At 64.7% G+C, this 21,145-nt stretch carries 26 protein-coding genes; 9 read left to right on the forward strand and 17 right to left on the reverse strand.

Annotated elements, in window-relative coordinates; genetic code table 11:
* Positions 1-79: 79 nt before the first annotated feature.
* Genes JNE37_RS11000 through JNE37_RS11015 form a run of 4 tightly spaced genes read right to left on the reverse strand, consistent with a single transcriptional unit; the run spans position 80 to position 930 of the window.
* Entirely contained in the window at positions 80-274 is a 195-nt protein-coding gene (locus tag JNE37_RS11000) for a hypothetical protein (RefSeq protein WP_203066271.1), read from the reverse strand.
* Complete coding sequence (locus tag JNE37_RS11005; RefSeq protein ID WP_203066272.1) at positions 271-456, reverse strand: helix-turn-helix domain-containing protein; 186 nt, start codon at positions 454-456, stop codon at positions 271-273. Before JNE37_RS11005 ends, JNE37_RS11000 begins: the two co-directional genes overlap by 4 nt.
* Positions 453-728, reverse strand: coding sequence for a hypothetical protein (locus JNE37_RS11010; RefSeq protein WP_203066273.1), 276 nt, complete (start codon positions 726-728; stop codon positions 453-455). Before JNE37_RS11010 ends, JNE37_RS11005 begins: the two co-directional genes overlap by 4 nt.
* The gene (locus JNE37_RS11015) at positions 709-930 is read right to left on the reverse strand and encodes an Arc family DNA-binding protein (RefSeq protein ID WP_203066274.1); all 222 of its coding nucleotides are present in this window, start codon (positions 928-930) and stop codon (positions 709-711) included. The genes JNE37_RS11010 and JNE37_RS11015 overlap by 20 nt, the downstream gene beginning before the upstream one ends.
* A 113-nt stretch (positions 931-1,043) precedes the next feature.
* Between JNE37_RS11015 and JNE37_RS11020 the strand changes: the two genes are divergently transcribed.
* From JNE37_RS11020 to JNE37_RS11035, 4 genes are all read left to right on the forward strand, one after another.
* Positions 1,044-1,436, forward strand: coding sequence for an Arc family DNA-binding protein (locus tag JNE37_RS11020; RefSeq protein WP_203066275.1), 393 nt, complete (start codon positions 1,044-1,046; stop codon positions 1,434-1,436).
* Complete coding sequence (locus tag JNE37_RS11025) at positions 1,433-2,653, forward strand: tyrosine-type recombinase/integrase (protein WP_203066276.1); 1,221 nt, start codon at positions 1,433-1,435, stop codon at positions 2,651-2,653. Before JNE37_RS11020 ends, JNE37_RS11025 begins: the two co-directional genes overlap by 4 nt.
* A gap of 428 nt (positions 2,654-3,081) precedes the next feature.
* Positions 3,082-3,573 carry a CAP domain-containing protein gene (locus tag JNE37_RS11030; protein ID WP_035033278.1) on the forward strand — a complete coding sequence of 164 codons (492 nt, stop codon included), beginning with the start codon at positions 3,082-3,084 and terminating at the stop codon, positions 3,571-3,573.
* Positions 3,563-3,793: a sulfurtransferase TusA family protein gene (locus JNE37_RS11035; RefSeq protein WP_035033275.1), complete on the forward strand. Its 231-nt coding sequence runs from the start codon at positions 3,563-3,565 to the stop codon at positions 3,791-3,793. Before JNE37_RS11030 ends, JNE37_RS11035 begins: the two co-directional genes overlap by 11 nt.
* Before the next feature lie 593 nt (positions 3,794-4,386).
* Here JNE37_RS11035 and JNE37_RS11040 read toward each other — a convergent pair.
* Together JNE37_RS11040 and JNE37_RS11045 are read right to left on the reverse strand one after the other, a co-directional pair.
* Positions 4,387-5,514: a D-alanyl-D-alanine carboxypeptidase family protein gene (locus tag JNE37_RS11040; protein ID WP_203066277.1), complete on the reverse strand. Its 1,128-nt coding sequence runs from the start codon at positions 5,512-5,514 to the stop codon at positions 4,387-4,389.
* A 103-nt stretch (positions 5,515-5,617) separates the two neighbouring features.
* Positions 5,618-6,310: a helix-turn-helix transcriptional regulator gene (locus JNE37_RS11045; RefSeq protein WP_246513624.1), complete on the reverse strand. Its 693-nt coding sequence runs from the start codon at positions 6,308-6,310 to the stop codon at positions 5,618-5,620.
* Positions 6,311-6,387: 77 nt separating this feature from the next.
* Here JNE37_RS11045 and JNE37_RS11050 point away from each other — a divergent pair, with 77 nt between their 5' ends.
* Positions 6,388-6,969, forward strand: coding sequence for a DJ-1/PfpI family protein (locus JNE37_RS11050; protein ID WP_203066278.1), 582 nt, complete (start codon positions 6,388-6,390; stop codon positions 6,967-6,969).
* On the opposite strand, the gene JNE37_RS11055 is transcribed toward JNE37_RS11050, so the two are convergent.
* Positions 6,959-7,747: a DUF3108 domain-containing protein gene (locus JNE37_RS11055; protein WP_035033270.1), complete on the reverse strand. Its 789-nt coding sequence runs from the start codon at positions 7,745-7,747 to the stop codon at positions 6,959-6,961. The genes JNE37_RS11050 and JNE37_RS11055 overlap by 11 nt on opposite strands.
* A gap of 213 nt (positions 7,748-7,960) precedes the next feature.
* Between JNE37_RS11055 and rpmB the strand changes: the two genes are divergently transcribed.
* On the forward strand, positions 7,961-8,245 hold the full coding sequence (gene rpmB / locus JNE37_RS11060; protein WP_035033267.1) for a 50S ribosomal protein L28: 285 nt from the start codon (positions 7,961-7,963) through the stop codon (positions 8,243-8,245).
* A 142-nt stretch (positions 8,246-8,387) separates the two neighbouring features.
* Positions 8,388-9,041: a queuosine precursor transporter gene (locus JNE37_RS11065; protein ID WP_203066279.1), complete on the forward strand. Its 654-nt coding sequence runs from the start codon at positions 8,388-8,390 to the stop codon at positions 9,039-9,041.
* Between the two features lie 225 nt (positions 9,042-9,266).
* Here JNE37_RS11065 and JNE37_RS11070 read toward each other — a convergent pair whose 3' ends face one another.
* From JNE37_RS11070 to JNE37_RS11105, 8 genes are all read right to left on the reverse strand, one after another.
* The gene (locus JNE37_RS11070; RefSeq protein WP_203066280.1) at positions 9,267-10,286 is read right to left on the reverse strand and encodes an esterase-like activity of phytase family protein; all 1,020 of its coding nucleotides are present in this window, start codon (positions 10,284-10,286) and stop codon (positions 9,267-9,269) included.
* A 22-nt stretch (positions 10,287-10,308) separates the two neighbouring features.
* Entirely contained in the window at positions 10,309-12,195 is a 1,887-nt protein-coding gene (gene cobT / locus JNE37_RS11075) for a cobaltochelatase subunit CobT (protein ID WP_203066281.1), read from the reverse strand.
* Between the two features lie 18 nt (positions 12,196-12,213).
* A complete protein-coding gene (locus JNE37_RS11080) occupies positions 12,214-12,954 on the reverse strand; it encodes a class I SAM-dependent methyltransferase (protein ID WP_203062786.1) in 741 nt (246 codons plus the stop codon).
* A gap of 18 nt (positions 12,955-12,972) precedes the next feature.
* Positions 12,973-13,953, reverse strand: coding sequence for a cobaltochelatase subunit CobS (cobS, locus tag JNE37_RS11085; RefSeq protein ID WP_035033255.1), 981 nt, complete (start codon positions 13,951-13,953; stop codon positions 12,973-12,975).
* A gap of 275 nt (positions 13,954-14,228) precedes the next feature.
* A complete protein-coding gene (locus JNE37_RS11090; RefSeq protein WP_203062787.1) occupies positions 14,229-15,287 on the reverse strand; it encodes a L,D-transpeptidase family protein in 1,059 nt (352 codons plus the stop codon).
* Positions 15,288-15,415: 128 nt separating this feature from the next.
* Positions 15,416-16,372, reverse strand: a complete 957-nt coding sequence (locus JNE37_RS11095) for an acetyl-CoA carboxylase carboxyltransferase subunit alpha (protein WP_035093583.1) — start codon at positions 16,370-16,372, stop codon at positions 15,416-15,418.
* A 118-nt stretch (positions 16,373-16,490) separates the two neighbouring features.
* Positions 16,491-17,393 (reverse strand): site-specific tyrosine recombinase XerD, encoded by a 903-nt coding sequence (xerD, locus tag JNE37_RS11100; RefSeq protein WP_203062788.1) that lies wholly within the window; start codon positions 17,391-17,393, stop codon positions 16,491-16,493.
* The gene (locus JNE37_RS11105) at positions 17,390-17,662 is read right to left on the reverse strand and encodes a hypothetical protein (RefSeq protein WP_035033247.1); all 273 of its coding nucleotides are present in this window, start codon (positions 17,660-17,662) and stop codon (positions 17,390-17,392) included. Before JNE37_RS11105 ends, xerD begins: the two co-directional genes overlap by 4 nt.
* A gap of 142 nt (positions 17,663-17,804) precedes the next feature.
* Here JNE37_RS11105 and JNE37_RS11110 point away from each other — a divergent pair, with 142 nt between their 5' ends.
* Positions 17,805-18,380, forward strand: a complete 576-nt coding sequence (locus JNE37_RS11110) for a shikimate kinase (protein WP_035093580.1) — start codon at positions 17,805-17,807, stop codon at positions 18,378-18,380.
* Position 18,381: 1 nt separating this feature from the next.
* Entirely contained in the window at positions 18,382-19,500 is a 1,119-nt protein-coding gene (gene aroB / locus JNE37_RS11115; protein ID WP_203062789.1) for a 3-dehydroquinate synthase, read from the forward strand.
* Here aroB and JNE37_RS11120 read toward each other — a convergent pair.
* Positions 19,497-20,612, reverse strand: coding sequence for an OmpA family protein (locus JNE37_RS11120; RefSeq protein WP_203062790.1), 1,116 nt, complete (start codon positions 20,610-20,612; stop codon positions 19,497-19,499). The genes aroB and JNE37_RS11120 overlap by 4 nt on opposite strands.
* Positions 20,613-20,841: 229 nt before the next feature.
* Complete coding sequence (locus JNE37_RS11125) at positions 20,842-21,135, reverse strand: BolA family protein (RefSeq protein WP_035033235.1); 294 nt, start codon at positions 21,133-21,135, stop codon at positions 20,842-20,844.
* Between the last annotated feature and the right edge of the window lie 10 nt (positions 21,136-21,145).

Consider the following 21,145-nt stretch of genomic DNA (forward strand, 5'->3'; position numbering starts at 1 on the left):
GCCAAGCGGGGCAGTCAAGAAACCAATGGTAGAGCCGCACGTGGCGCGGCTCCTTGTCTCTCAGCTTCTTGGCCACTCATCACCGCCCTAGCAAGGCTTGCTGGCTGTCCCGGTGCAGTTCAAACAGCGCCTTGCGGGCGGCCTGAATGGTCGGGAAGGTGGCGATGTACTGGTCGGCTGGGCCGAAGGTTTCACACCCACGGCCCGTGACGTTGATCTTGCCGGCATAGTCCGTGCCGAAGGTGACGATTTCTGACCGAGGGGACGCCTTCACGCTGCCTCCCCCTCAAAATGCTCGCGAAGTTTCCTTCGGCTCACCACCCAGCGCCGGCCGATCTGGCGGGCGGGGAGTTCGCCGCTCTCCAGCATGTGGAAGCAAGCTCGCTCGGTCACGCCCAGCAGCTTGGCAATCGCCTTGCAACCCCACACCAAGTCTAGATCACCGGTGCTGGTCATTTGCCGAACGCCTCAGCGAACGCAGCCTGGTAGGCGTCACTCAGCGACCGGGCGCGAAATGCAAGGTCATTGATAACAAAGATCAGGTTATCCATGTCCTCAGTGGAAACGAGGGGCCTGCGGTTGCTGCCCTCAAACGTGATGCATTCGGCAATGGATGCCCCAATGCTCGCCATATGGCGGATATCGCCGATGGGCGCTTCGAGATCGTCGAAGGTGACCGCCTTAGTTGCAGGGGATGGCCCGCGCGTGCTATTGATCATGCTGTTCATCTGCTTTTCCTTGATCGGGGAAGTTGTGACCATGGCTCGGCGAGGTTGCTCCCTCTGCCGGGCCTTTTGCTTTCATGGCCGCGCGGATTGCGCGGACAATCTCAGAGTTTTGGGAACTGGCGTTCTCTCGCGCCTCGGCCTCGATGAAGACCTTCGCGTCTGGCGGAAGTCTGATTTTTAGTTGTGGGTCGGTGCGGGCCACTGATCGAAACTCCTTGGTAACCACGGTGATCACCTAACCACCGTGGTGACTTGCTGTCAACACCACGGTGGTGCATACATTGGGATAAAATCCACTGAGAACGGAAAAACCCAATGGCGCGGCAAGACCCTCAATTGAAGCTTCGGCTGACCGAGGAAACAAAAGCCATGGTCACGGAGGCCGCTCGATCGAACAATCGATCTGTGAATGCCGAGATCACCTCACGTTTGGACTGGTCGTTTCAGGCCCACCCGTCAGCCCCAATCTTGCGGGCTATGATCGATCTGCATGAAAAGCTGCTCGCAGGTAAAACCGAACTGGTAGTTCCACGTGGGCTGCAAACGGACATCCGTAAGCTTGCGGATGAGCGGGGCGTATCCCCCCAGAACTTCCTGGTCACGCTCCTGATGGAAGCGATGACGCAGATCGATGAGCAGACCGACCTCGGGCGAGAGCTAGAGGCCAAAATCATGCAGTGGGCAGGCACGGAAGCGATTGATAAATGAGCGTTCGCAAGCGCACGTGGTCGACCAAGGGCGTAGAGCACTCGGGCTGGCAGGCTGATTATGTGGATGCCCAGGGCAAGCGCCGCCGGAAGATGTTCGACCGCAAAAAGGATGCCGACGCATTCCTGCTGACGGCCAAGTCTGAGGTGCGCGAGGGTGTTCATGTCGCAGATGCCGATACCATCACAATCGCTGAGGCGGGCAAGCTGTGGCTGAAATCCGGCGCCGCGGCTGGCCTTGAGCGCTCTTCGCTGGAGCAGCGAGAGCAACACTTGCGGCTTCATATCGTGCCCTTCGCTGGAGCGACACGCCTCAACAAGCTTACCGCCCCATGGCTTCGAGCGTTCCAGGACGAATTGAGAGAGGCCGGCCGATCAGCCGACATGGTTCGTCGTGTGACGGTTTCGCTTGGCAGCATCATCGCCGACGCGCAGAGCCGGGGCCTGACGGTTCGCAACCCCGTCCATGAACGCGGTCGAGCACGCTCCACCACAGAGAGGCGCGCCAAGACAAAGCTTCAAGTCGGCGTGGATATTCCCTCACCGGACGAGATTAGGAAGTTCCTGACGAGCCTATCGGGGCGCTGGCGGCCTATGCTCGTCACTGCGGTTTTCACCGGTATGAGATCGAGCGAGCTGCGCGGTCTAGTGTGGGATAATGTCGACCTGACTGCCAAGACCATCCGCATAAGTCAGCGGGCCGACGACTTCAACGAGATCGGCCGGCCGAAGTCTGCGGCAGGAAATAGAGCGATCAGTATTCCACCAGTGGTGGTGAACACGCTGCGTGAATGGAAACTGGTCTGCCCGCGCCGGGACACTGGCAGGAAGGATGGCGATGGTAATCCGATGTTGGCGCTTGATCTTGTCTTCCCCACAGGCGCGGGCAAGATCGAGAGCCGGTCTAATATGCTTAAACGCGGGCTGATCCCCGCCATGATAGCGGCCGGCATCACCGTGGATACAGGCAGGACAGATGAGGAGGGGAAGCCGATCCTCTCGGCCAAATATTCCGGGCTCCATGCGCTGCGCCACTTCTATGCGAGCTGGTGCATCAATCCCACTGATGCGGGCGGGCTGGGCCTGTCGCCGAAGGCTGTTCAGGATCGGCTTGGGCACTCGACCATCGCCATGACCATGGACACCTATGGCCACCTCTTCCCGCGTGGTGATGAGGGCGACCTTCTGGCGGCGGCCGAACGCTCTCTGCTGGCCTAATCAGAGCGTACGAATTGCGTACTGACCTCGACGCAAAACGTCGGACTAAAGCGGAAGGAACTAGGTGTCCTAACTTTTGAGGAACCCCCGAGCAAAGGCGGACCTTAATCCTGTACCGTGACCGCTCATACTGGCTACGTCGCCAGTATCCCGGATGGCACATGGATGGCACATCGCGAGGCAGAGGCCTGATAGCCTGCGGGATATCCCAAGCTTCCTAATCCTGGGGTCGTGGGTTCGAATCCCGCCGGGATCACCACTCCCAGGCCACGCGTTCCTGTCCGCGAGGCCCTCTCCCCTTATAAATGCCCAAGTTTTCCCAGAAGTGCTGGCTCTGGGCGACGGGCTACACTCTTGGTTTACCTCGATCTGGCTTAGCTCGCTCGCTTGAGATCGATTTCGCCAACCAGCCGAGGACTGCCCCGACCATGACCCTTCTTTCCCGCGCCAGGCCGTTCGGCCCCATCCTTGCCGCCACACTCGTCGCCGCCCTGCTCGGCGCCTGCTCGTTCGGCGGAGGCGGTGGTGGTGGCGGCGGCATCGCGCCCGGGCTCGTGGCCCGCATGGATGCGCCGGGGGCGAGCCTGGACAAGAACGCCTCCATCGGCATCATCAACCAGTTCCGCGCCGCTTCGGGCGCCGGTGCGTTGCGTTCGGACGCCGCGCTCGATGCCACCGCGCAGGCTCTCGCCAGCGAATATGCCCGCTCGGGCAATGCGCCCAAGACGCCGAACGGGGCCCGCACCATTCTCGTCAGCGCCGGCTACGCCAATTTCGCCGAAACCTTCTCGGGCTGGCGCAACAGCCCGGAAAACGCCCGCGTGCTCGCCGATGGCAGCATGGGCCGTGCGGGCCTGGGCGTCGCCTACGATCCGAACTCGGGCTATGGCGTCTACTGGATCCTGCTCCTTGCCAATTGAGGCCGAGACCATTCTCGACGCCAGGGGGCTCAAATGCCCCCTGCCGGTCCTCAAGGCCGAAAAGCGCCTGGCGGAACTCCCGCCCGGCGCCACGCTCGTCATCCTGGCCACCGACCCGGTCGCCAAGATCGACATCCCCCTCTTCTGCATGCAGCAGGGCCACCAATGCCGGCAGGAAGACGAAGCCGGCGCCATGCGGTTCGTGATTACGAAGGGCTAAGGGGACGCGAGGGCGCGCGCAAGTTCGTTCCGCTACCTGACCCTGTCCCAGCGTCCACCCCGCACTTCCGCGACCGCAAAGTCGGAGCCCACGGATTGCCTCCACTCGAGTGGCGCGGCGCAATAGGCCCCGGGTCTTCGTCCGGGGAAGTACGGTGGTAGGGGCAGGAGCCGCGGTAGCCGGGACCCCAATGCGCCTGCACCAGCACCCCGGCCGGTTATCCCCCTGCACCGTCAGCGCGCTAAACTATGACCTCACCACCCGCGCCGCCAACGAGGACAACTTCCCCGCCAGCCGCTGCGAAAACTCTCCAAATTGCGCGAAAACCCCCGCAAAAACCGGAAAAGATCGCCAAACATTGTCGAAGATTGAGTCAAAATTTAACGATTTGCGGCCGCGGAGACGAAAAATTCCGTTGAATATCAATGTGTTACGGCGGATACAGCTCGCAAAAACTGCCCAAAAACGCACTTATCCCCGCCAAACACCCCGAGTTTCCCTGTCCAACAGGGAATAACCCGCCGGTGCCCGATCACCCCAATCCTCGATATCTTGAGCTACCCAGACCCTTTTGCCCGGGTTAATCCCCGCCCTTACGGCCGAGGGCGCGGGCGGGGGACGATGGCGCCGAGATTGGCCGGCTGCTCGATCGCGACCGCTGCTACCGGCGTCGATGCCTGGATCGACGCATAGCCGGGTCGCGGGCGCGGCAGGGGGACGTCGCGGAGCTGGCCGAGATTGGTGGCGGCATAGACCCGGCCCTTGACCTCGTCGGTCAGGTAGCTCGGCTGGCCCTTGAGGCCGATGGGGTAGGCGGCTTCGCGCTCGGCGACATAGGCCTTGGCCTGCTTGCCGCAGATGAGCGGGCGCATGTCGGCTGCCGCGCCGGCAGTGTTGGCGACCTGGAGGATGGTCTTGCCGGTGCCGCCCAGCGCGCCCGAAAAGCCGCGCAGGAACAGTTCAGCCGTCATCTCGCCGCGCTCGCGGGCCGAGACGCCGCCCAGCACCACGGCCATCAGCGAGCGGCCGTTGCGCTGCGCGGTGGCGACGATGTTGAGGCCCGAGGCGCAGACATAGCCGGTCTTCATGCCGGTGGTGCCGGCGAAGTGGGTAAGCAGGTCGTTGTTGGATTCGAGGTTCGCCTTGCCCAGCGTCACCGCCTCGGTCTCGAAGATCGGCAGGTATTGCGGGTAGAGCTGGCGGATATAGAGGCTGAGCACGGCCAGGTCGCGCGCCGAGGTCACCTGGCCGTCGTCGTGAAGGCCGTTGGCATTGACGTAGTGCGTATTGGTCATGCCGAGCTTGGTCGCGGTGTCGTTCATCTCGGCGACGAAGGCCTTCTCGCTCCCGCCCACGGTTTCGGCGATGGCCACGGCGACGTCGTTGGCCGATTTGACCAGCATCACATAGAGCGCGTCCTGCATGGAAAGGGCGGAGTCGACCTTGAGGCCGGATTTGCTCGGCGCCTGGTTGAAGGCGCGCTTGGAGATGATGACGGGGGTGTCGAGGCTCACCCGCCCCTCTGAGATGGCCTGGAAGGCGACGAAGGCGGTCATCAGCTTGGTCAGCGAGGCCGGGTGCCAGGCGGCGCCGGCTTCCTGCTCGAACAGCACCGCGCCGCTATCGGTGTCGATAAGCAGCATCGGATTGGCCGAAGCCTGCGAGCCGAGCGCGAGAACGAGGACAGCAAAGGTCACGAAGAGGCGGCGAAGAAACAGCACGCGATCCCCAAGCACAAAGTGGAAGCCGGCGAACTCTTACCAGCCGCCGCCGCGTCGCTCAACCTTGGCGGGGGGAATTGGCGCGGTTGTGAACGGGGGCGCTTCAGGTGAGGTCGGGCAGGGCCGAGCGGCTCTTCCAGCGGTGGAAGAGCGTGCGCCGCGGCTCGGGGAGCTTCGCCTCGAGCGGGGTCACCGCCGCCATGCGGTCGATGCGGAAATTGCGGTAGTCCTTGCGCAGCGTGCACCAGGAGACGAGGATCTGCCGGCCCTCGTAATAGCCGAGCGCCAGCGGGTAGATGATGCGGCGCGTCGCCGGGCCCCCGGGCGCGGCATAATCGATCTCGACCTGCCGCTCCTCGCGGATGGCGCGGCGGATATCGGCGAGGCGGGTATCGCCGGGCGTTGCGGTATGGGGCAGGGCGAAGAGGCCCACCGATTCCATTTCCGCCCGGCGGTCGGGCGGCAGCACCGCCGCGATCTTGGCGGTGGCGTCGCGCGCCGTGGCGGACATCTCGCTGTCCGGGCCATAGACGACGAGACGCAGGCCCAGCACCAGCGCTTCGAGCTCTTCCTGGTCGAACATCAGCGGCGGCAGCCAGTAATCGGCCTTGAGCTGGAAGCCCAGCCCCGCCTCGCCATCGATGGCCGCGCCCATGCCCTTGAGCGTGTCGATGTCGCGATAGAGCGAGCGCAGGGAGATGCCCATCTCGTCGGCGAGCACCTGGCCGGTCACCGGCCGGCGGCGCCGGCGCAAGGCCTGCATCAGGGCGAGAAGGCGTTCGCTGCGTTTGGCCAAGACAATATCCGCTGCTGACAAAATCTGGTTCGGCCCGGCGTTAGCCTGTGGCCTGCATACAGTAAAGGAGCGAGCAAATGACCACCATCGTCACCCTCATCACCGAAGGCTTCGCCGACTGGGAGACGGCGATGCTCAACGCTGTCGCCAGGGCCTTCTACGGCGTCGAGGTGCGCTTTGCGAGCCCGGGCGGCGCAGCCGTCACCTCGATGGGCGGCATGCTCGTGACGCCTGATCTCGCCATGGAGGCGATCGACATCGGCGCGCTCGATGCGCTGGTGATTTCCGGCGGCACCATCTGGCAGCAGCCCGGGGCGCCGGACGTATCGGGCCTCGTCCATCGCGTCCATGAGGCGGGCAAGGTCGTCGCCGGCATCTGCGACGGTACGCTGGCCCTGGCGCGGACCGGCCTGCTCGATGGCGTCGCCCATACCAGCAACGGCGTCGGCTATCTCGCGCCCAGCGGCTATGCCGGGGCGGCCCATTATCGCGACGTGCCGGGTGCGGTGCGTGACAGCAGGATCATCACTGCATCCGCGGTCGCGCCCGTCGCCTTCATGGAGGCTGTGCTCGAAGAGCTGGGAATCGCCGATGAGCAATTACGCTACTATGCCCGCATGCATGCGGCCCAGCATACGGCGCCGGCGGTCAACCCTTGAGGCCCGTCAGCACCATCGAGAGGTCGCCCATCGTGGTGGTGAGCAGCACGCGGTAGGGGATGTAGTAGCCGGTTTCCTTCATCGGCGCATACCAGACGAGGATGCGGTCGGAATCGGCGAGGTACTTGGTCACCTGGCTGGTGGTGAAATGGCCGGAGACCGGGGTGTAGCGCACGTTGCACAGGATCACCGGGCCCTGGTAGCCGGTGCGCTGGGAGGTCGCCACGTCTTCCTTGGCGAAGGCCATGGCGATGTCGAAGCGCTCGACGCCGGTGAAGATGCGGGACTTCTGCGCGCAGAGCGATTTGTCCAGCGCTTTGCCCTTGAGGACGAAGGAGGCGAGGAAGTCGTTGACGCCCGAAAGCTGGGAGCGCTCGATCGGCACGCGGTCGACATTGTCGAGAATCGGCGGGGTGACCACGAAGCTCTCGACATTCTTGCCGGCATAGGCGACGCGAATCGAAAAGTCCTCGCCATTGGCCCGGGTGGTGAGGTCGAATTTCTGCGACACGAGGCTGGCGCCCGCGGACGAGCCCGCCGATTGGGCGCTGGCGGTGCCGCTGGCCACGATCGAGCCGAGACCGGCGACATTGGCCGAGACGTCCATCGTATAGCGGCGGCCGTCGTCGTTGAGGTTCACCGCCATCTCGGCGATGTTGATCCCCCCCAGGCTCACGATATAGTTGGCGGTGCCCGAAACCGGCGCTGCCGCCGCAGGCAGGGACAGGGCGGCAAAAGCAAGGGCGGCGAGGGATCGTAGTGGGCGCAGGCTGGCCAAGGGAACCTCTTGGTTCTTTCCAATTGCCCCTTGGACCGGGGCCGAATCAGCATTTCTCCCCACGGTGCCCGGGGATTCGTGCCCATGCAAGCGCCGATCTCTTGACGGACGGAAGGCGTTTCTTTATGGAGACGCCAGCTTTTCAGAACACACGATGGCCCGCTGCGGGGCATGACCCCGCCGAGCGCCGTTTTGACAACAGGATAAGACCAAATGGCACGTCGCTGCGAACTCACCGGCAAGGGCGTTATGACGGGTAACACTGTGAGCCACGCGATGAACCATTCGCGTCGCCGGTTCCTGCCGAACCTCGTCAACGTCTCGCTCATCTCCGAAGCTCTCGACCGCACCGTCAAGCTGCGCATTTCCGCCGCTGCCCTGCGCTCGGTCGAGCATCGCGGCGGCCTCGACGCTTTCCTCCTCAAGGCCAACGATGCCGAGCTTTCGGACAACGCCCAGGCCCTCAAGAAGGAAGTGCGCGCCGCTCTGGCTTCGTAAGCCCTAAGCGCCCATTCCGATAAATTTCGCCGCGCGGCTCGACTGGGCCGCGCGGCGATGCTTTTATGAGGGGAGGGGATCTCCCCCTCCCGCCTGCGCCGGTCTGATGCCGGAAGCGCGGCTGTCATAGAGGTGCATTGCCATGCTCGCTCACCTGAGCTCGCCCCGGTTCTACTGGGCGGTTCTGGCCATGATCGTAACGGTCACGGCCTCAAACATCCTCGTCCAGTATCCGGTCGCTTTCGACCTCGGCCCGGTCCATGTCGGCGACATCCTCACCTGGGGCGCCTTCACCTACCCCTTCGCCTTCCTGGTCTCCGACCTCACCAACCGGCATTTCGGTCCCAACGTCGCGCGGATCGTGGTGGTCTTCGGCTTTGCGGTGGCGGTCGCCATCTCGGTCTATCTCGCCACGCCGCGTATCGCCATTGCCTCGGGCACGGCGTTCCTCGTGGGGCAGTTCCTCGACATCTCGGTGTTCTCACGCCTGCGCAACAACCGCGCCTGGTTCCTGCCGCCCTTCGTCGCCTCGTTCTTCGGCTCGCTGATCGATACGGCCATCTTCTTCTCGCTGGCCATGGCCCCGGCCTTTGCCGGCCTCGATCTCGTCTTCGGGCTGGAGGATGGCTCGCTGCCCTTCCCGGCGGCGCTGCTCGGCATCGGCCCCGAGGTTCCGCTCTGGATCGCGCTCGCTGCCGGCGATTTCTCGGTCAAGTTCCTGGCCGCCGCGTTCCTGCTGGCGCCCTACAGGCTGCTGATGGGCCCGATCGTCCCGCCGAGGGCAGTGGCAGCTTAGGGGCGGCGGCCAGCCACGACTCGCCGGCCACCGCAAATGTCCCATCCCCTAACTTCCCCGGGCGAAGACCCGGGGCCCACGGATCGCTCCACTCGCGTTGACGGGGTGCAATAGGCCCCGGCTCTGCGGCCGGGGAAGCTCGAGCGTGTGGGAAGAGCGGGGGGAATTAGCCAACAGGTCTCCCTCCCCCTTGCGGGGAGGGGACAGGGGTAGGAGCCGCCAACCTCACTCCTTGGGCAGCGCAAACTCCAGCAACAGGTTGCGTTCCCACCCGTTGAAGTTGTTGTCCGAGATGATGGTGATCCGGGTCTCGCCATCCGGTGCCTGATGCACCGCGACCCCTTCCATGTTGTCGATGTCGCCGCCCGAGGCCGACAGCAGCACGCGGCCTTCCATTATCGCGCCGGGCTTGACCTCGTCTGCCGGGATCAGCCGCAGCTGCATCAGGAAGGACAGCAGCGCCGTGCCGCGCTCCAGCACCAGCAGGTCGCCATTGGGCAGGAAGGCGCAGTCGGTGGGGCTCACATTGGGGGCCGGCGTCAGCTGCAGGCCGCCTTTGTCGGATTTGCCGAGGAGCGTCGCGGCATGGTTGACGCCATAGGTCTCGGTACCCTCCACGATCAGCAGCGTCGAGCCCGCGATCGGCGAAGCCGGCGGGGCCACGCAGACCGATTCCAGCGACTTGTTGTTGCGCAGGTCCGAGAGCCATTGCGGAATCTCGACGATGCGGCCGGGGCCGCCGGGAATGCCGTCGGTCAGCGCAAAGTCGGCGACGCGGGTGAGGTTCTCGAAGCTGACGCGGACCGCCACCGGCACGCCATCGCGGGTGAGCACGTCCATGCCCTCGGCGTCGCGCGCATAGGCGCGGGGCAGTTCCTCGCCCTTGGAGTTCTTCATCGCCGCGATACGCACGCCCACCAGGCTGAGCGGCCGGGTGGCGTCGTCGTAGAGCAATTGCCCGGAAACGAAGTTGCCGCGATCGGTGATCATGACCACGCGGCCGTCATCGCTGACGAAGCCGAGCGAGGAGAGGCCGCCGAACTGGTCGGAGGGGCTCGAAAGGTTCAGTCCGCCGCGCCAGACAAGGCCATCGACGAGCTCGCCGATGGCGGCGCCCTTGAACTTGGTGATCGGGGAGGCGGTGACGACGACCGTATCGTCGCCGCTGCTCTGGGCGGCGGCTGGCCCCACAAGGGCCAGCGCAATGATCATCGCGCGTGGCGCGTGCCGGGCGGTCAGAGCCATGATGCTGCGCCGGCGGCCCGGCTCATCGCCGGCCACGGCCCCGCCCGGTGGGCGGTTCTTCATCGAACAGCGAGGCCAGCTCGTCGGTCAGCGCACCGGCCAGTTCCTCGGCATCGAGCAGGGTCACCGCGCGGCGGTAATAGCGGGTCACGTCGTGCCCGATACCCACCGCCACCAGTTGGATGGGCGAGCGCGTCTCGATGTCCTCGATCACCTGGCGCAGATGCGCTTCGAGGTAATTGCCGGCATTGACTGACTGGGTCGAGTCGTCGACCGGGGCGCCGTCCGAGATCACCATGAGGATGCGGCGGTTCTCCGGCCGCGCCAGGAGGCGCTTTTCGGCCCATTGCAGGGCTTCGCCGTCGATATTTTCCTTGAGCAGGCCTTCGCGCATCATCAGGCCCAGGTTCCGGCGCGCATGGCGCCAGGGCTCGTCGGCAGCCTTGTAGATGATGTGGCGGATGTCGTTGACGCGGCCGGGATTGGCCGGACGGCCGGCTTCCAGCCACGCTTCGCGGCTCTTGCCGCCCTTCCAGGCGCGGGTGGTGAAGCCCAAAATCTCGACCTTGACGCCGCAGCGCTCGAGCGTGCGGGCGAGGATGTCGCCGCAGATGGCCGCGATGGTGATCGGGCGGCCGCGCATGGAGCCGGAATTGTCGATCAGCAGCGTCACCACGGTGTCGCGGAAATCGGTGTCGTTCTCGATCTTGAAGGAGAGCGGGGCCATCGGGTCGATGACGACGCGGGTGAGGCGGGCCGAATCGAGCTGGCCCTCTTCGAGGTCGAAGGTCCAGGAGCGGTTCTGCTGCGCCATGAGGCGCCGCTGCAGCTTGTTGGCCAGCCGCGCCACGGCGCCGGCAAGGCTTTCGAGCTGCTTGTCGAGCAGCGCGCGCAACTGGTCGAGCTCCTCGGGCGGGCAGAGCTCGCTCGCCTTGACGATCTCGTCGAACTTCTGGGTGAAGATCTTGTAGTTGAACTGGTTGGTGAGGCGTTCCTCGACCTGGCCCTGCGGCGGCGGATTGGGCGATTCCTCGCCGGCTTCCGTCGTCGCGTCCTCATCGGTCTCGGCCATCTCGGTTTCCGAGCCCTCGACCTCGCCCTCCTCTTCCGAAGAGCCGGGCTTTTCGTCCTGGTCGGTCTGGGCGTCCTCGTTCTCGCCTTCGCCCTGTTCCTGGTTGTCCTCGTCGGCCTGGCCGCGATCGGGCTCCTGGTTCTCGTCCTCGTCGCCGTCCTCGCCGTCGTAGTCGTCGACTTCGCTGTCGGGCACGAGGTTGAGGTCGCGCAGCAGGGCCTTGGCCACCTTGGCGAAGTCTTCCTGATCCTCGAAGCGCGAGAGCAGGTCGTCGAGAGAGCCGCCGGCCTTGTTCTCGATCTCGTCGCGCCAGAGGTCGACGATGGCGTGGCCGGAGGGCGGAATGGCGACGCCGGCGATCTTTTCGCGAAGCATCAGGCCCAGCACTTCGGCGAGCGGGGCGTCGTTCTTGTTGGAGACTTCGGCGAAGTTGGCGCGGAACAGCCGGTCTTCGAGCATCTCGGCGATGTTCTGGCCCATGCCGGGCATGCGCACGACGCCGAGCGATTCGCAGCGGGCCTGTTCGAGCGCGTCGAACGCGGCGCGGGCGATCGGATCGGTCGGGGCGCGCTTGCGGTGCTTTTCGGGGTCGTGGCTGGCCAGGCGCATCGCCATGGCGTCGCCCTGCCCACGGGCAATGGCGATATCGCGCCGGGTCGGCAGGCGCGGCAGGTTGGCCAGGCGCGCCTTGTCCGAGGTCAGGATCGGGCGGTCGGCGGTGAAGCTCACCTCAAGCTCGGGCTTGCCGCCAATGGCGCGCACCGTTGCTCCCACGGCCGACTTGAAGGTCGCCGTCTGGTCGGGTCTGTTGCCTTTGTTGCGCGGAGCTTGTGCCATTTTCGGTCCGGTAGTCGGTTAGCTTCCCGTTGCGACGCGGGTCGAAACGAGGAGGAGTTGCGGGCGCACGACCTCGTCGGCGAGGGCCGGCATTGCGGCCAGTTCCTCGGCGGTCGGCCCCCATTCGTCCATGGCCTCGATGACGAGGCCATGGCGCCGGAGAGTGTTCACCATAGTACCAATGGTGCGGTGGTATTTGACGACGCCCTCGGCGATCCAGTTGGTGAGCCGGGGGCCTTCCACGTTGTAGTCGCTGATCGCGTAGGCGCGCTTGCCTGCCGCATCCGTGATCCATTCTGGATTCGCGCGGGCGGCAAAGATCGGGTGCTCGGTCGTGAAGACGAAAGCCCCGGCATTGCCGAGCGCGGCGCGCACCTTGCGGCAGAAGGCGTCGAAGTCTTCGAGGTAATGCACGGCCAGCGTCGAATAGACGAGGTCGTAGGCATTGGCCGTCGGCTCGTAGGTTTCGAGGTTGGCCTGCACGTAAGTGATCGGCATGTCGCCGGTGCGCTCACGCGCAGTCTCGAGCATCTTCTCGGAGAGATCGACGCCGAGCACGCTCCTGGCGCCGTTCTCGATGGCCCAGCGCCCGAAGGCGCCGAAGCCGCAACCGAGATCGAGCACCCGCAAGCCTGTCACATCCGGCAGCATGGCCTTGAGGGCAGGCCATTCCGGCGCCCCCGCCAAGCCGAGGCGGGAGCGCGGAATCTGGCTGTAACCCTCAAAGAAGGCCTGATCGTCGTAGATGTTCTGGGCCAACGGGCATCTCCAGGGAGATCAGGCGGTCACCGCCAGGTTAGCCGAGGATTCGGGCAGGTCTTCACCGAACACGCGCTGGTAGAACTCGGCCACAACCGGGCGTTCGAGCTCGTCGCACTTGTTGAGGAAGGTCAGCCGGAAGGCAAAGCCGACATCGCCGAAGATCTGGGCGTTCTCGGCCCAGGTGATCACGGTACGCGGGCTCATGACGGTGGAGAGATCCCCGTTCATGAATGCCGAGCGGGTGAGATCGGCGAGGCGCACCATGTTGGAGACGGTCTTCTTGCCCTTCTCGGTCTCGGCGTACTTCTTGTTCTTGGCCAGAACGATGCCGACTTCCTTCTCGTGCGGAAGGTAGTTGAGCGTGACGACCAGGCTCCAGCGGTCCATCTGGCCCTGGTTGATCTGCTGGGTGCCGTGATAGAGGCCCGATGTGTCGCCCAGACCGATGGTGTTGGTCGTGGCGAAGAGGCGGAAGGCCGGGTGGGGGACGATCACGCGGTTCTGGTCGAGGAGCGTCAGGCGGCCCGATTGCTCGAGCACGCGCTGGATCACGAACATCACGTCCGGGCGGCCGGCGTCGTATTCGTCAAAGACCAACGCAACGTTGTTCTGCACGGCCCAGGGCAGGATGCCGTCACGGAATTCGGTGACCTGCTTGCCGTCCTTGAGGACGATGGCGTCCTTGCCGACGAGGTCAATACGCGAGACGTGCGAATCCAGGTTCACGCGCACCAGCGGCCAGTTGAGGCGCGATGCTACCTGTTCGATATGGGTCGATTTGCCGGTGCCGTGATAGCCCTGCACCATGACGCGGCGGTTGAAGGCGAAGCCGGCGAGGATGGCAAGGGTGGTATTGCGGTCGAAAAGGTAATCCGGGTCAGCCGGCGGCACGTGGCCGTTTGCTTCGGCATAGCCCTTGACCACCATGTCGCTGTCGATACCGAAGAGGTCGCGGACCTTGTATTCGGTATCCGGCAAGTTGGCGAATTCAGTCATATCGAAGTCCCTCGAACAGGGTGTTAGGTGGGCCGTCTCAAATCGGACAGCGGGCTCTATAGCAGCATTGGCAGAAAGGGCCTAGCGCTGAGATGGTCCGGCGGGGGAGCGGGCAGGAAGCCACGAACGGGCTGTCGCTCTTCCTTTCCATAGCGCCGCTGCGCGGGTGGGTTCAAGCGGCACCTCTGCCTCGCAGCAAATTCTCTTCCGTCATAACGCATCGGGCCCGCGCCGTGTTGCGGCGCGGGCCCGATCGAAAGGCTATCCGGCGTCCGTCAGGACTTGGCGGCGGGGACCGGCGCGGCGGTGGCGGTCTCGACCGGCGCGGCCTCCTGCGGCGTGTTGCCGAAGAGGTTGCCGATATTGCTGCCGATGCCGTTGAAGAAGCCGCCGATGGCTTCGCCACGGGCCTTGGCTGCGGCCTGGGTGGCGGCATCACGTTCGGCTGCCGCGACGGCGGCGCTTTCCTTCTTGCTGACATAGGCCACTTCGGTTTCGAAGGTGGCGTCGTCGGCGGCCTGCTTGGCCTTGAGGGCGGCGACCATGGTGGCGTCCTGGCTCAGCGCCGGGCAGGCGGCGACGGCGTCGAGCGGGGTGCCGGCAGGACCGGTGGCATTGAAGACGTAGCGGCGGTCGCAGACGTCCCAGCGCGGCGGGATCTTGGCGATCTCGAACTGGTCGTAGCCTTCCTTGATGTTCTTCCAGAAGGCCATGTTCGGGCTCTTGCTCTGCTTGGCCAGGTTCTGCGGCGTCATGCGGAACGGGAAGATCTGGAGCTGGAAGCTCGGATTGCCGCCCTTGAAGGTCTCGCGCGCCAGCGCATAGATCTCGGCGATGCCTTCGTCGGTCATGGCGTAGCAGCCGCGCGAGGAGCAATCGCCATGCACCATCAGGTCCGAACCGGTACGGCCATAGGCGCGGTCGAACTTGTTGGGGAAGCCGGTGTTGAAGGCAAGGTAATAGCTCGAGTTCGGGTTCATCAGGCCCGGCGTGATCGTATAGAAGCCTTCCGGGCTCTGCCGGTCGCCTTCCTTGATCTTGGGGCCGAGGTCGCCCGAATAGGCGCAGATCTCGTAGGTCTTGAACAGGCGGAAGTCGCCGGCCGAGGTCTGCTTCCAGACTTCGAGCTCGGAGCTTTCCTTAAAGATTCGCACCATCATCGGCGCGCCCGGGGACGAGCCCATCGAGGCGAGTTTGGTGACGGCGGCGCTGGTGAGCGGACGGTTGGCCTTGGCATTGCCTTTGCCGATGAAACCACCGCAGGCGGAAAGGGTTACGGCTACCCCCACCAGCAAGGCCGCGGCCGCGAGCTTACGGAAAAGACCAGTCGACAATTTGTAGTACTACCCGAATAGAGTTTGGTTTTTCGAAACTAAACGGGCTTGGTTACGCCCCCGTAACCCCGCACGGTAAACAGATGCTTACCAAAGAATTCGGGGCCCCTAAAGGCCCCGTTTTCCAATCATCCCAGGTGGGAGCCGATGGCGAGGAATTTTTCGCGCCGCTGCTCGCGCAGCTCCAGCCGGCCCTTGCCGTCGAAGTCCTTGACGAATTTCATGATGGCGTCGCGCGTGGAGGCCATCACCTCGTCCAGGTGGCGATGGGCGCCGCCGGCGGGTTCGGGAATGATGGCGTCGATGACGCCGAAGCCGAGGAGATCGGGCGCCGTGATCTTCATGTTGTTGGCTGCGTCCTGCGCCTTGGCGGCGTCGCGCCAGAGGATCGAGGCCCCGCCTTCCGGCGAGATCACCGTGTAGACGGCGTTTTCGAGCATCAGCACGCGATTGGCAGTGGCCAGCGCGATGGCACCGCCCGAGCCGCCCTCGCCGATGACGATGGCGAGGTTGGGCACGCCCAGCTCAAGGCTCTTTTCGGTCGAGCGCGCAATGGCCTCGGCCTGGCCGCGCTCCTCGGCCCCGATGCCAGGATAGGCGCCGGCTGTATCGACGAAGGAGACGATGGGCAGATTGAAGCGATCGGCCATGTCCATGATGCGGACAGCCTTGCGGTAGCCCTCGGGACGGGCCATGCCGAAATTGTGCTTGAGGCGGGTCTCGGTGGTCGAGCCCTTCTCGTTGCCCATGATGACCATCGGCACGCCGTTGATGCGGCCGACGCCGGCGATGACGGCAGCGTCCTCGCCGAACTTGCGGTCGCCCGCCAGCGGCTGCCACTCGGTGACGAGGGACTTCACATAATCGGAGAAATGCGGGCGCTGCGGATGGCGCGCCACCTGCGTGCGTTGCCAGGGCGTCAGCTTCTTGTAGATATCGACCAGCGCCTCTTCGGCGCGCGCGGAAAGCCGGTTGACCTCCTCGTCGATGGACACTGCCTGGTCAGTCTGCGCCAGCGATTTCAGTTCGGCGATCTTGCCTTCGAGGTCGGCGACCGGCTTTTCAAAGTCGAGATAGGATTGCATCCACCAGCCCGGTTGGGTTGTCGTATCGTTGGGCGGAGCCTGTCGCGCCCTAAAGTGGCCGCAAAGTGGCGATGCGCCCCTTCCGAGTCAAGTCGCTCGGCCGGAAAAGCTCCCATGCTTAATCGTCAGCTAGCGGATGATGGGTCTCCACCAGCGAGCGCAGCTTCTCGTCGAGCACGTGAGTATAGATCTGAGTAGTCGAGATATCGGCATGGCCGAGGAGGGTCTGGACGACGCGCAGGTCGGCGCCCCCGGCGAGGAGATGGCTGGCAAAGGCATGGCGGAGGACGTGGGGCGTGACTCGCGCCGAGGCGATGCCGGCACGACCCGCCAGGTCCTTGAGATCGCGCGCGAAAACCTGGCGGCTCAGATATCCGTCCTCGCCCTTGGCGGGGAAGAGGAAAATGCCCGGTTCGAGCGTTGCAAGCCAGGCGCGGATGGCGTCGCGGGCGCGGTCGGTGATCGGCACGATACGTTCCTTGTTGCCCTTGCCGCGAATGGTGAGGAAGCTGGCGTCGCGCATGACCGCGGCGCGCTTGAGGCTCACGAGTTCGGAAACGCGCATGCCGGTGGCGTAGAGCAATTCGAGCAACACATAGAGGCGCAGCGCGCCCGTTGCGTTCTCGTCATTGGCTTCCGCCTCGGCCGTGGTGAGCAGGCGGTCGATCTCGCCGACAGAGAGCACTTTGGGCAATGCCCGTTGCGCCTTGGGGCTCGCGACGATCCGGGTCGGGTCGTCCGGACGGATGCCGTCGGCGCAGAGGAATTTGTGGAATTGCCGGATGGCGCTGAGCTTGCGGGCACTCGAAGAGGCGGACAGGCCCTCGGCCTTGAGGCTTTCGAGAAAGCCCACGACCTCCTGCCGGGAGGCTTTGGTGAGGGCCGTACCCTTGCGCGCGAGCGTCGAGGCATAGTCGACGAGGTCGCGGCGATAGGCGGCAATGGTATTGGCGGCGGCGCCCCGCTCGGCGCTCATCATCTCGAGGAAGGCATCAATGAGATGCCCTTCGATGCGGCTCATTCCGGCCCGCCGGGCTGGACGAGCGGCGCCTCCTCATTGCTCGGCGTGCTGGTGGTGATCGGCACGGGCGCCTGCGCGGGCAGGGTGGGGTTGCTGGTGGTCTGGACGTCGGGCAGGCGCACAGGCTGGGCCACGAGCTCGCGCGCAGGAATGCGCACGGTGATTTCCTTCTCGCCCGGGTCGACCATGACGGTCAGCGCGAACATGGCCGCGTAGCCGAGGCCGACGATAAAGAGCAGGGCGATGACGAGGCGGATCAATGTGGGCATGTCGTCTACTATGCCGGGCAAATTCTAATGAATCTTCCTCTTTTTGCCTGGGGCGATCAAGGCCGGGAAGGTCCCGCCGCTTGACAACCGGCCCGGGCAAGGCTTGAACCGCCGGGCGATTTCTCCCAGCGGAGCCGGCAGGGTGCCCGATACTGAGACCACCAAGGCCGAAAGGCATGAACTGGCTGCCCGCCTGGGCAAGCGGCCGATCGTGCTCGTGGGCATGATGGGGGCGGGCAAGACCACGGTTGGCCGGCGCTTGGCCGCCAAGCTGGGTCGCAGGTTCCTCGACAGCGACGACGAGATCGAGACCGCTGCGGGCATGACCATCGAGGAATTCTTCGCTGCCCATGGCGAGCCGGAATTCCGGGCCGGGGAAGCGCGGGTCATCGCGCGGCTTCTCAAGGAGGACAATATCGTCCTCGCCACCGGCGGCGGCGCCTTCGTCAACCCGGAGACGCGCGCGCTCATCAACGCCAATGCGGTGTCGGTCTGGATCAAGGCCGAGTTCGAGCTGCTGTTCTCACGCGTTTCGCGCCGTTCCAACCGGCCTCTGCTCAAGACTGCCAATCCGCGCGACACGCTCAAGAAGCTCATCGAGGCGCGCTACCCGGTCTATTCGGAAGCGCACCTGACGGTGGTCTCCACCGACGTGCCGCAGGATACCGTGGCCAATGAGGTGATCGACGCGGTCGCCACCTATCTCAAGGACAAGTGACATGCCGAGCGCTCCCCTCCATACGGTCCACGTTCCGCTCGAGGGGCGGGCCTATGACATCCTGATCGGCAAGGGACTGCTCGAAAGCGCAGGCGAGCGGCTCAAGGCGCAGTTTCCGGGCCGCCGCTTCGGCATCGTGACCGATACGGCCGTCGCCAGGGCGCAGTTGCCGCGCCTTGCGGCCAGCCTGGATGCTGCGGGCCTCACCCATGCGACGATCACCGTGCCGAACGGGGAGGCCAGCAAGTCCTTCGCGCGGCTCAACGAAGTGGTCGAGGGCATTCTGGCGGCGCGACTCGAGCGCGGCGACGTCATCATCGCACTGGGCGGCGGCGTGGTCGGGGACCTCGCAGGGTTCGCGGCGGCCGTGGCACGGCGCGGCATGGACTTCGTGCAGGTACCGACCTCGCTCCTCGCACAGGTCGACAGCTCGGTCGGCGGCAAGACCGGCATCAACTCGCCCCATGGCAAGAACCTTATCGGCGCCTTCCATCAGCCCAAGCTGGTGCTGGCCGATCTCGATGCGCTCGACACATTGCCGCCGCGCGAATTCGCGGCCGGCTATGCGGAAGTCGCCAAGTACGGGCTCATCGACGACGAGGCCTATTTCTTCTGGCTCGAGGAGAACCGCCGCGAAATCTTCGAGGGCGGGCCCGCGCGTGCCGAGGCCATTGCCCGGGCCTGCGCGGCCAAGACCCGGTTCGTGCTTGCCGACGAAAAGGAAACCGGTGTGCGGGCCCTGCTCAATCTCGGCCACACCTTCGGGCACGCGCTCGAAACGGCGACCGGCTATTCGGACCGGCTGCTGCATGGCGAGGGCGTCGCCATCGGCATGGCGTTGGCCCATGCTTTCTCGGCCCGCAAGGGGCTGGCGCCGTCCCAGGATACCACCCGTGTCATCGCCCACCTCAAGGCGGCGGGTTTGCCGACACGGATCGGGGATATTCCCGGCGGGCGGCTGGAGCTTGACGAGCTCATGACCAATATCGCCCAGGACAAGAAGGTCGTGCGCGGGGCGCTGACCTTCATCCTGACGCGCGGTATCGGCAAGGCCTTCATCGAGAAGAATGTCGACCCTGCCGAAGTGCGGGCCTTCCTCGCCGAGGCGATCGAGGCCTAAGGCGCCACGGCGATGACGACGCGCCGATTGGCGCGGGCGCTCGGGCCGAACTTGGTGGTTTCACCCAAGCCCGTAGCCTCGGCCTTGGTGAACTTGATGCCCTTGTCGCGCAGGTATTTCAGTGCGTTCTGCGCCCGCTCGACCGAGAAGAGCGCGTTGGTGGCGTAGGAGCCGAACGTATCCGAATACCCCGTCAGGGTGATCGAGCAGGTCTGCTCGCCGATATCGCCCGCGATCTCGTCGAGGATCTTGTTGGTCGCGGGCGTCAGGTCGTTCGAGTTCTGGCCGAAGCCGGTGATGTCGTAGGATTTGCTGAGCGCGCAGGTATCGGAAGCCGGCTTGGCCGCTGCGGTCTCGGCAGCAGGCTCGGGTTGCTTCGCGGCTTCGACGGGGGCGGGCTCGGCGGGTTTGGGTTCTTCCACGGCCGCCTGGGGCTTGGACTCCTCGGCAGCGGTCGTGGCAGGCTTTGCCGGCTCTTCAGGCTTGGCGGCCTCTGCGGGCTTTGCCTCGGCCGCTGGAGCGGCTTCCTTGACCGGAGCTGGCTCGGGAGCCTTTTCGGCGACCGGGGGCTCGGGCTTTGCCTCCGGCTCGGTCGGCTTGCTCTGCGCAGCTTCGGTCGTGGCTTCGAGCCAACCACCCTTGGGCGCGGGAACCACCGCTTCGGCATTGCCGTCATTGATGGCGAGGTAGCCATCGACGAGTTCGCCGGGGACGATGCCGTCCTTGGTCACGGTGGCGAGCTGGTCCGCCTTGGTCTCGCGGCCATTGAGCGAAACCGAAGAGATGAAGAGGTTGCGGTCGCGGTTGGAGCCTTCGCCGCCATAGGCTTCGTTGGTGAGCTGGATGCGCAGGTCGCCATTGGTGGCGAAATCGGCTTCTGGGATATCGAAGCTGAAGCTTTCGACATATTGCGACTTGTCGGTCGCATCAGCGAAGCGTTTGTCGGTGCCGGTATCGATGGCCTTGTCGACGGCCCCCTCAGCCACCACCTTGCCATTGAGCGTCACGGCGAACTTGGGCGGGCCGTCATAGGCCTCCCCGCCGATGACAAGAACCAGCTTGGCCGGAGCGGCCGTTGCGAGAGTGGGGATGAAGGCCAAGGCAAAAGCCATGGCAAGCATTGCTTTTTTCGAGATCACGGTCGCCCTCCTGCTGTCGTTGCAGAAGTGGCTAGAGACCAAGAAGGGCGAATCTGCGCCGCGTTGATGGCAGCGCACGTCGTCGCTGCCGCAAAATCGCCGCACTGATGAACGGAATGGCGCAATAGATTAACGGCGTCAAATGCCTAGATCGCGCACAATTGTGGCAAGAGGGCTTGCGCGCAGGCGCGCGCAACCTGATCTAGGCGATATCGCGTGGCAATTGCTTGGGGGCTCCGGGTGCGAGCACTTCGATGGCGAGGGCATGGACGCCGCCCTTGATTTCGGCATCGAGCGCTTCCATGACAGCACGGTGTTGCGCCAGCCGGGTCATGCCGTCAAAATGGCGGGTCGCGATTCTGACGCGGAAATGCGTTTCTCCGCCTTCGCGCCAACCGGCATGACCACGATGCTTGTGGCTGTCGTCGATCACCTCGAGGTGTTCGGGCGCAAATTTGACGGAAAGTTTCTCGATGATGGTGTCGCGGACGGACATCGTTGGTCGC

Source organism: Paradevosia shaoguanensis, assembly GCF_016801025.1.
In the GTDB taxonomy this organism is placed as follows: Bacteria; Pseudomonadota; Alphaproteobacteria; order Rhizobiales; family Devosiaceae; genus Paradevosia; species Paradevosia shaoguanensis.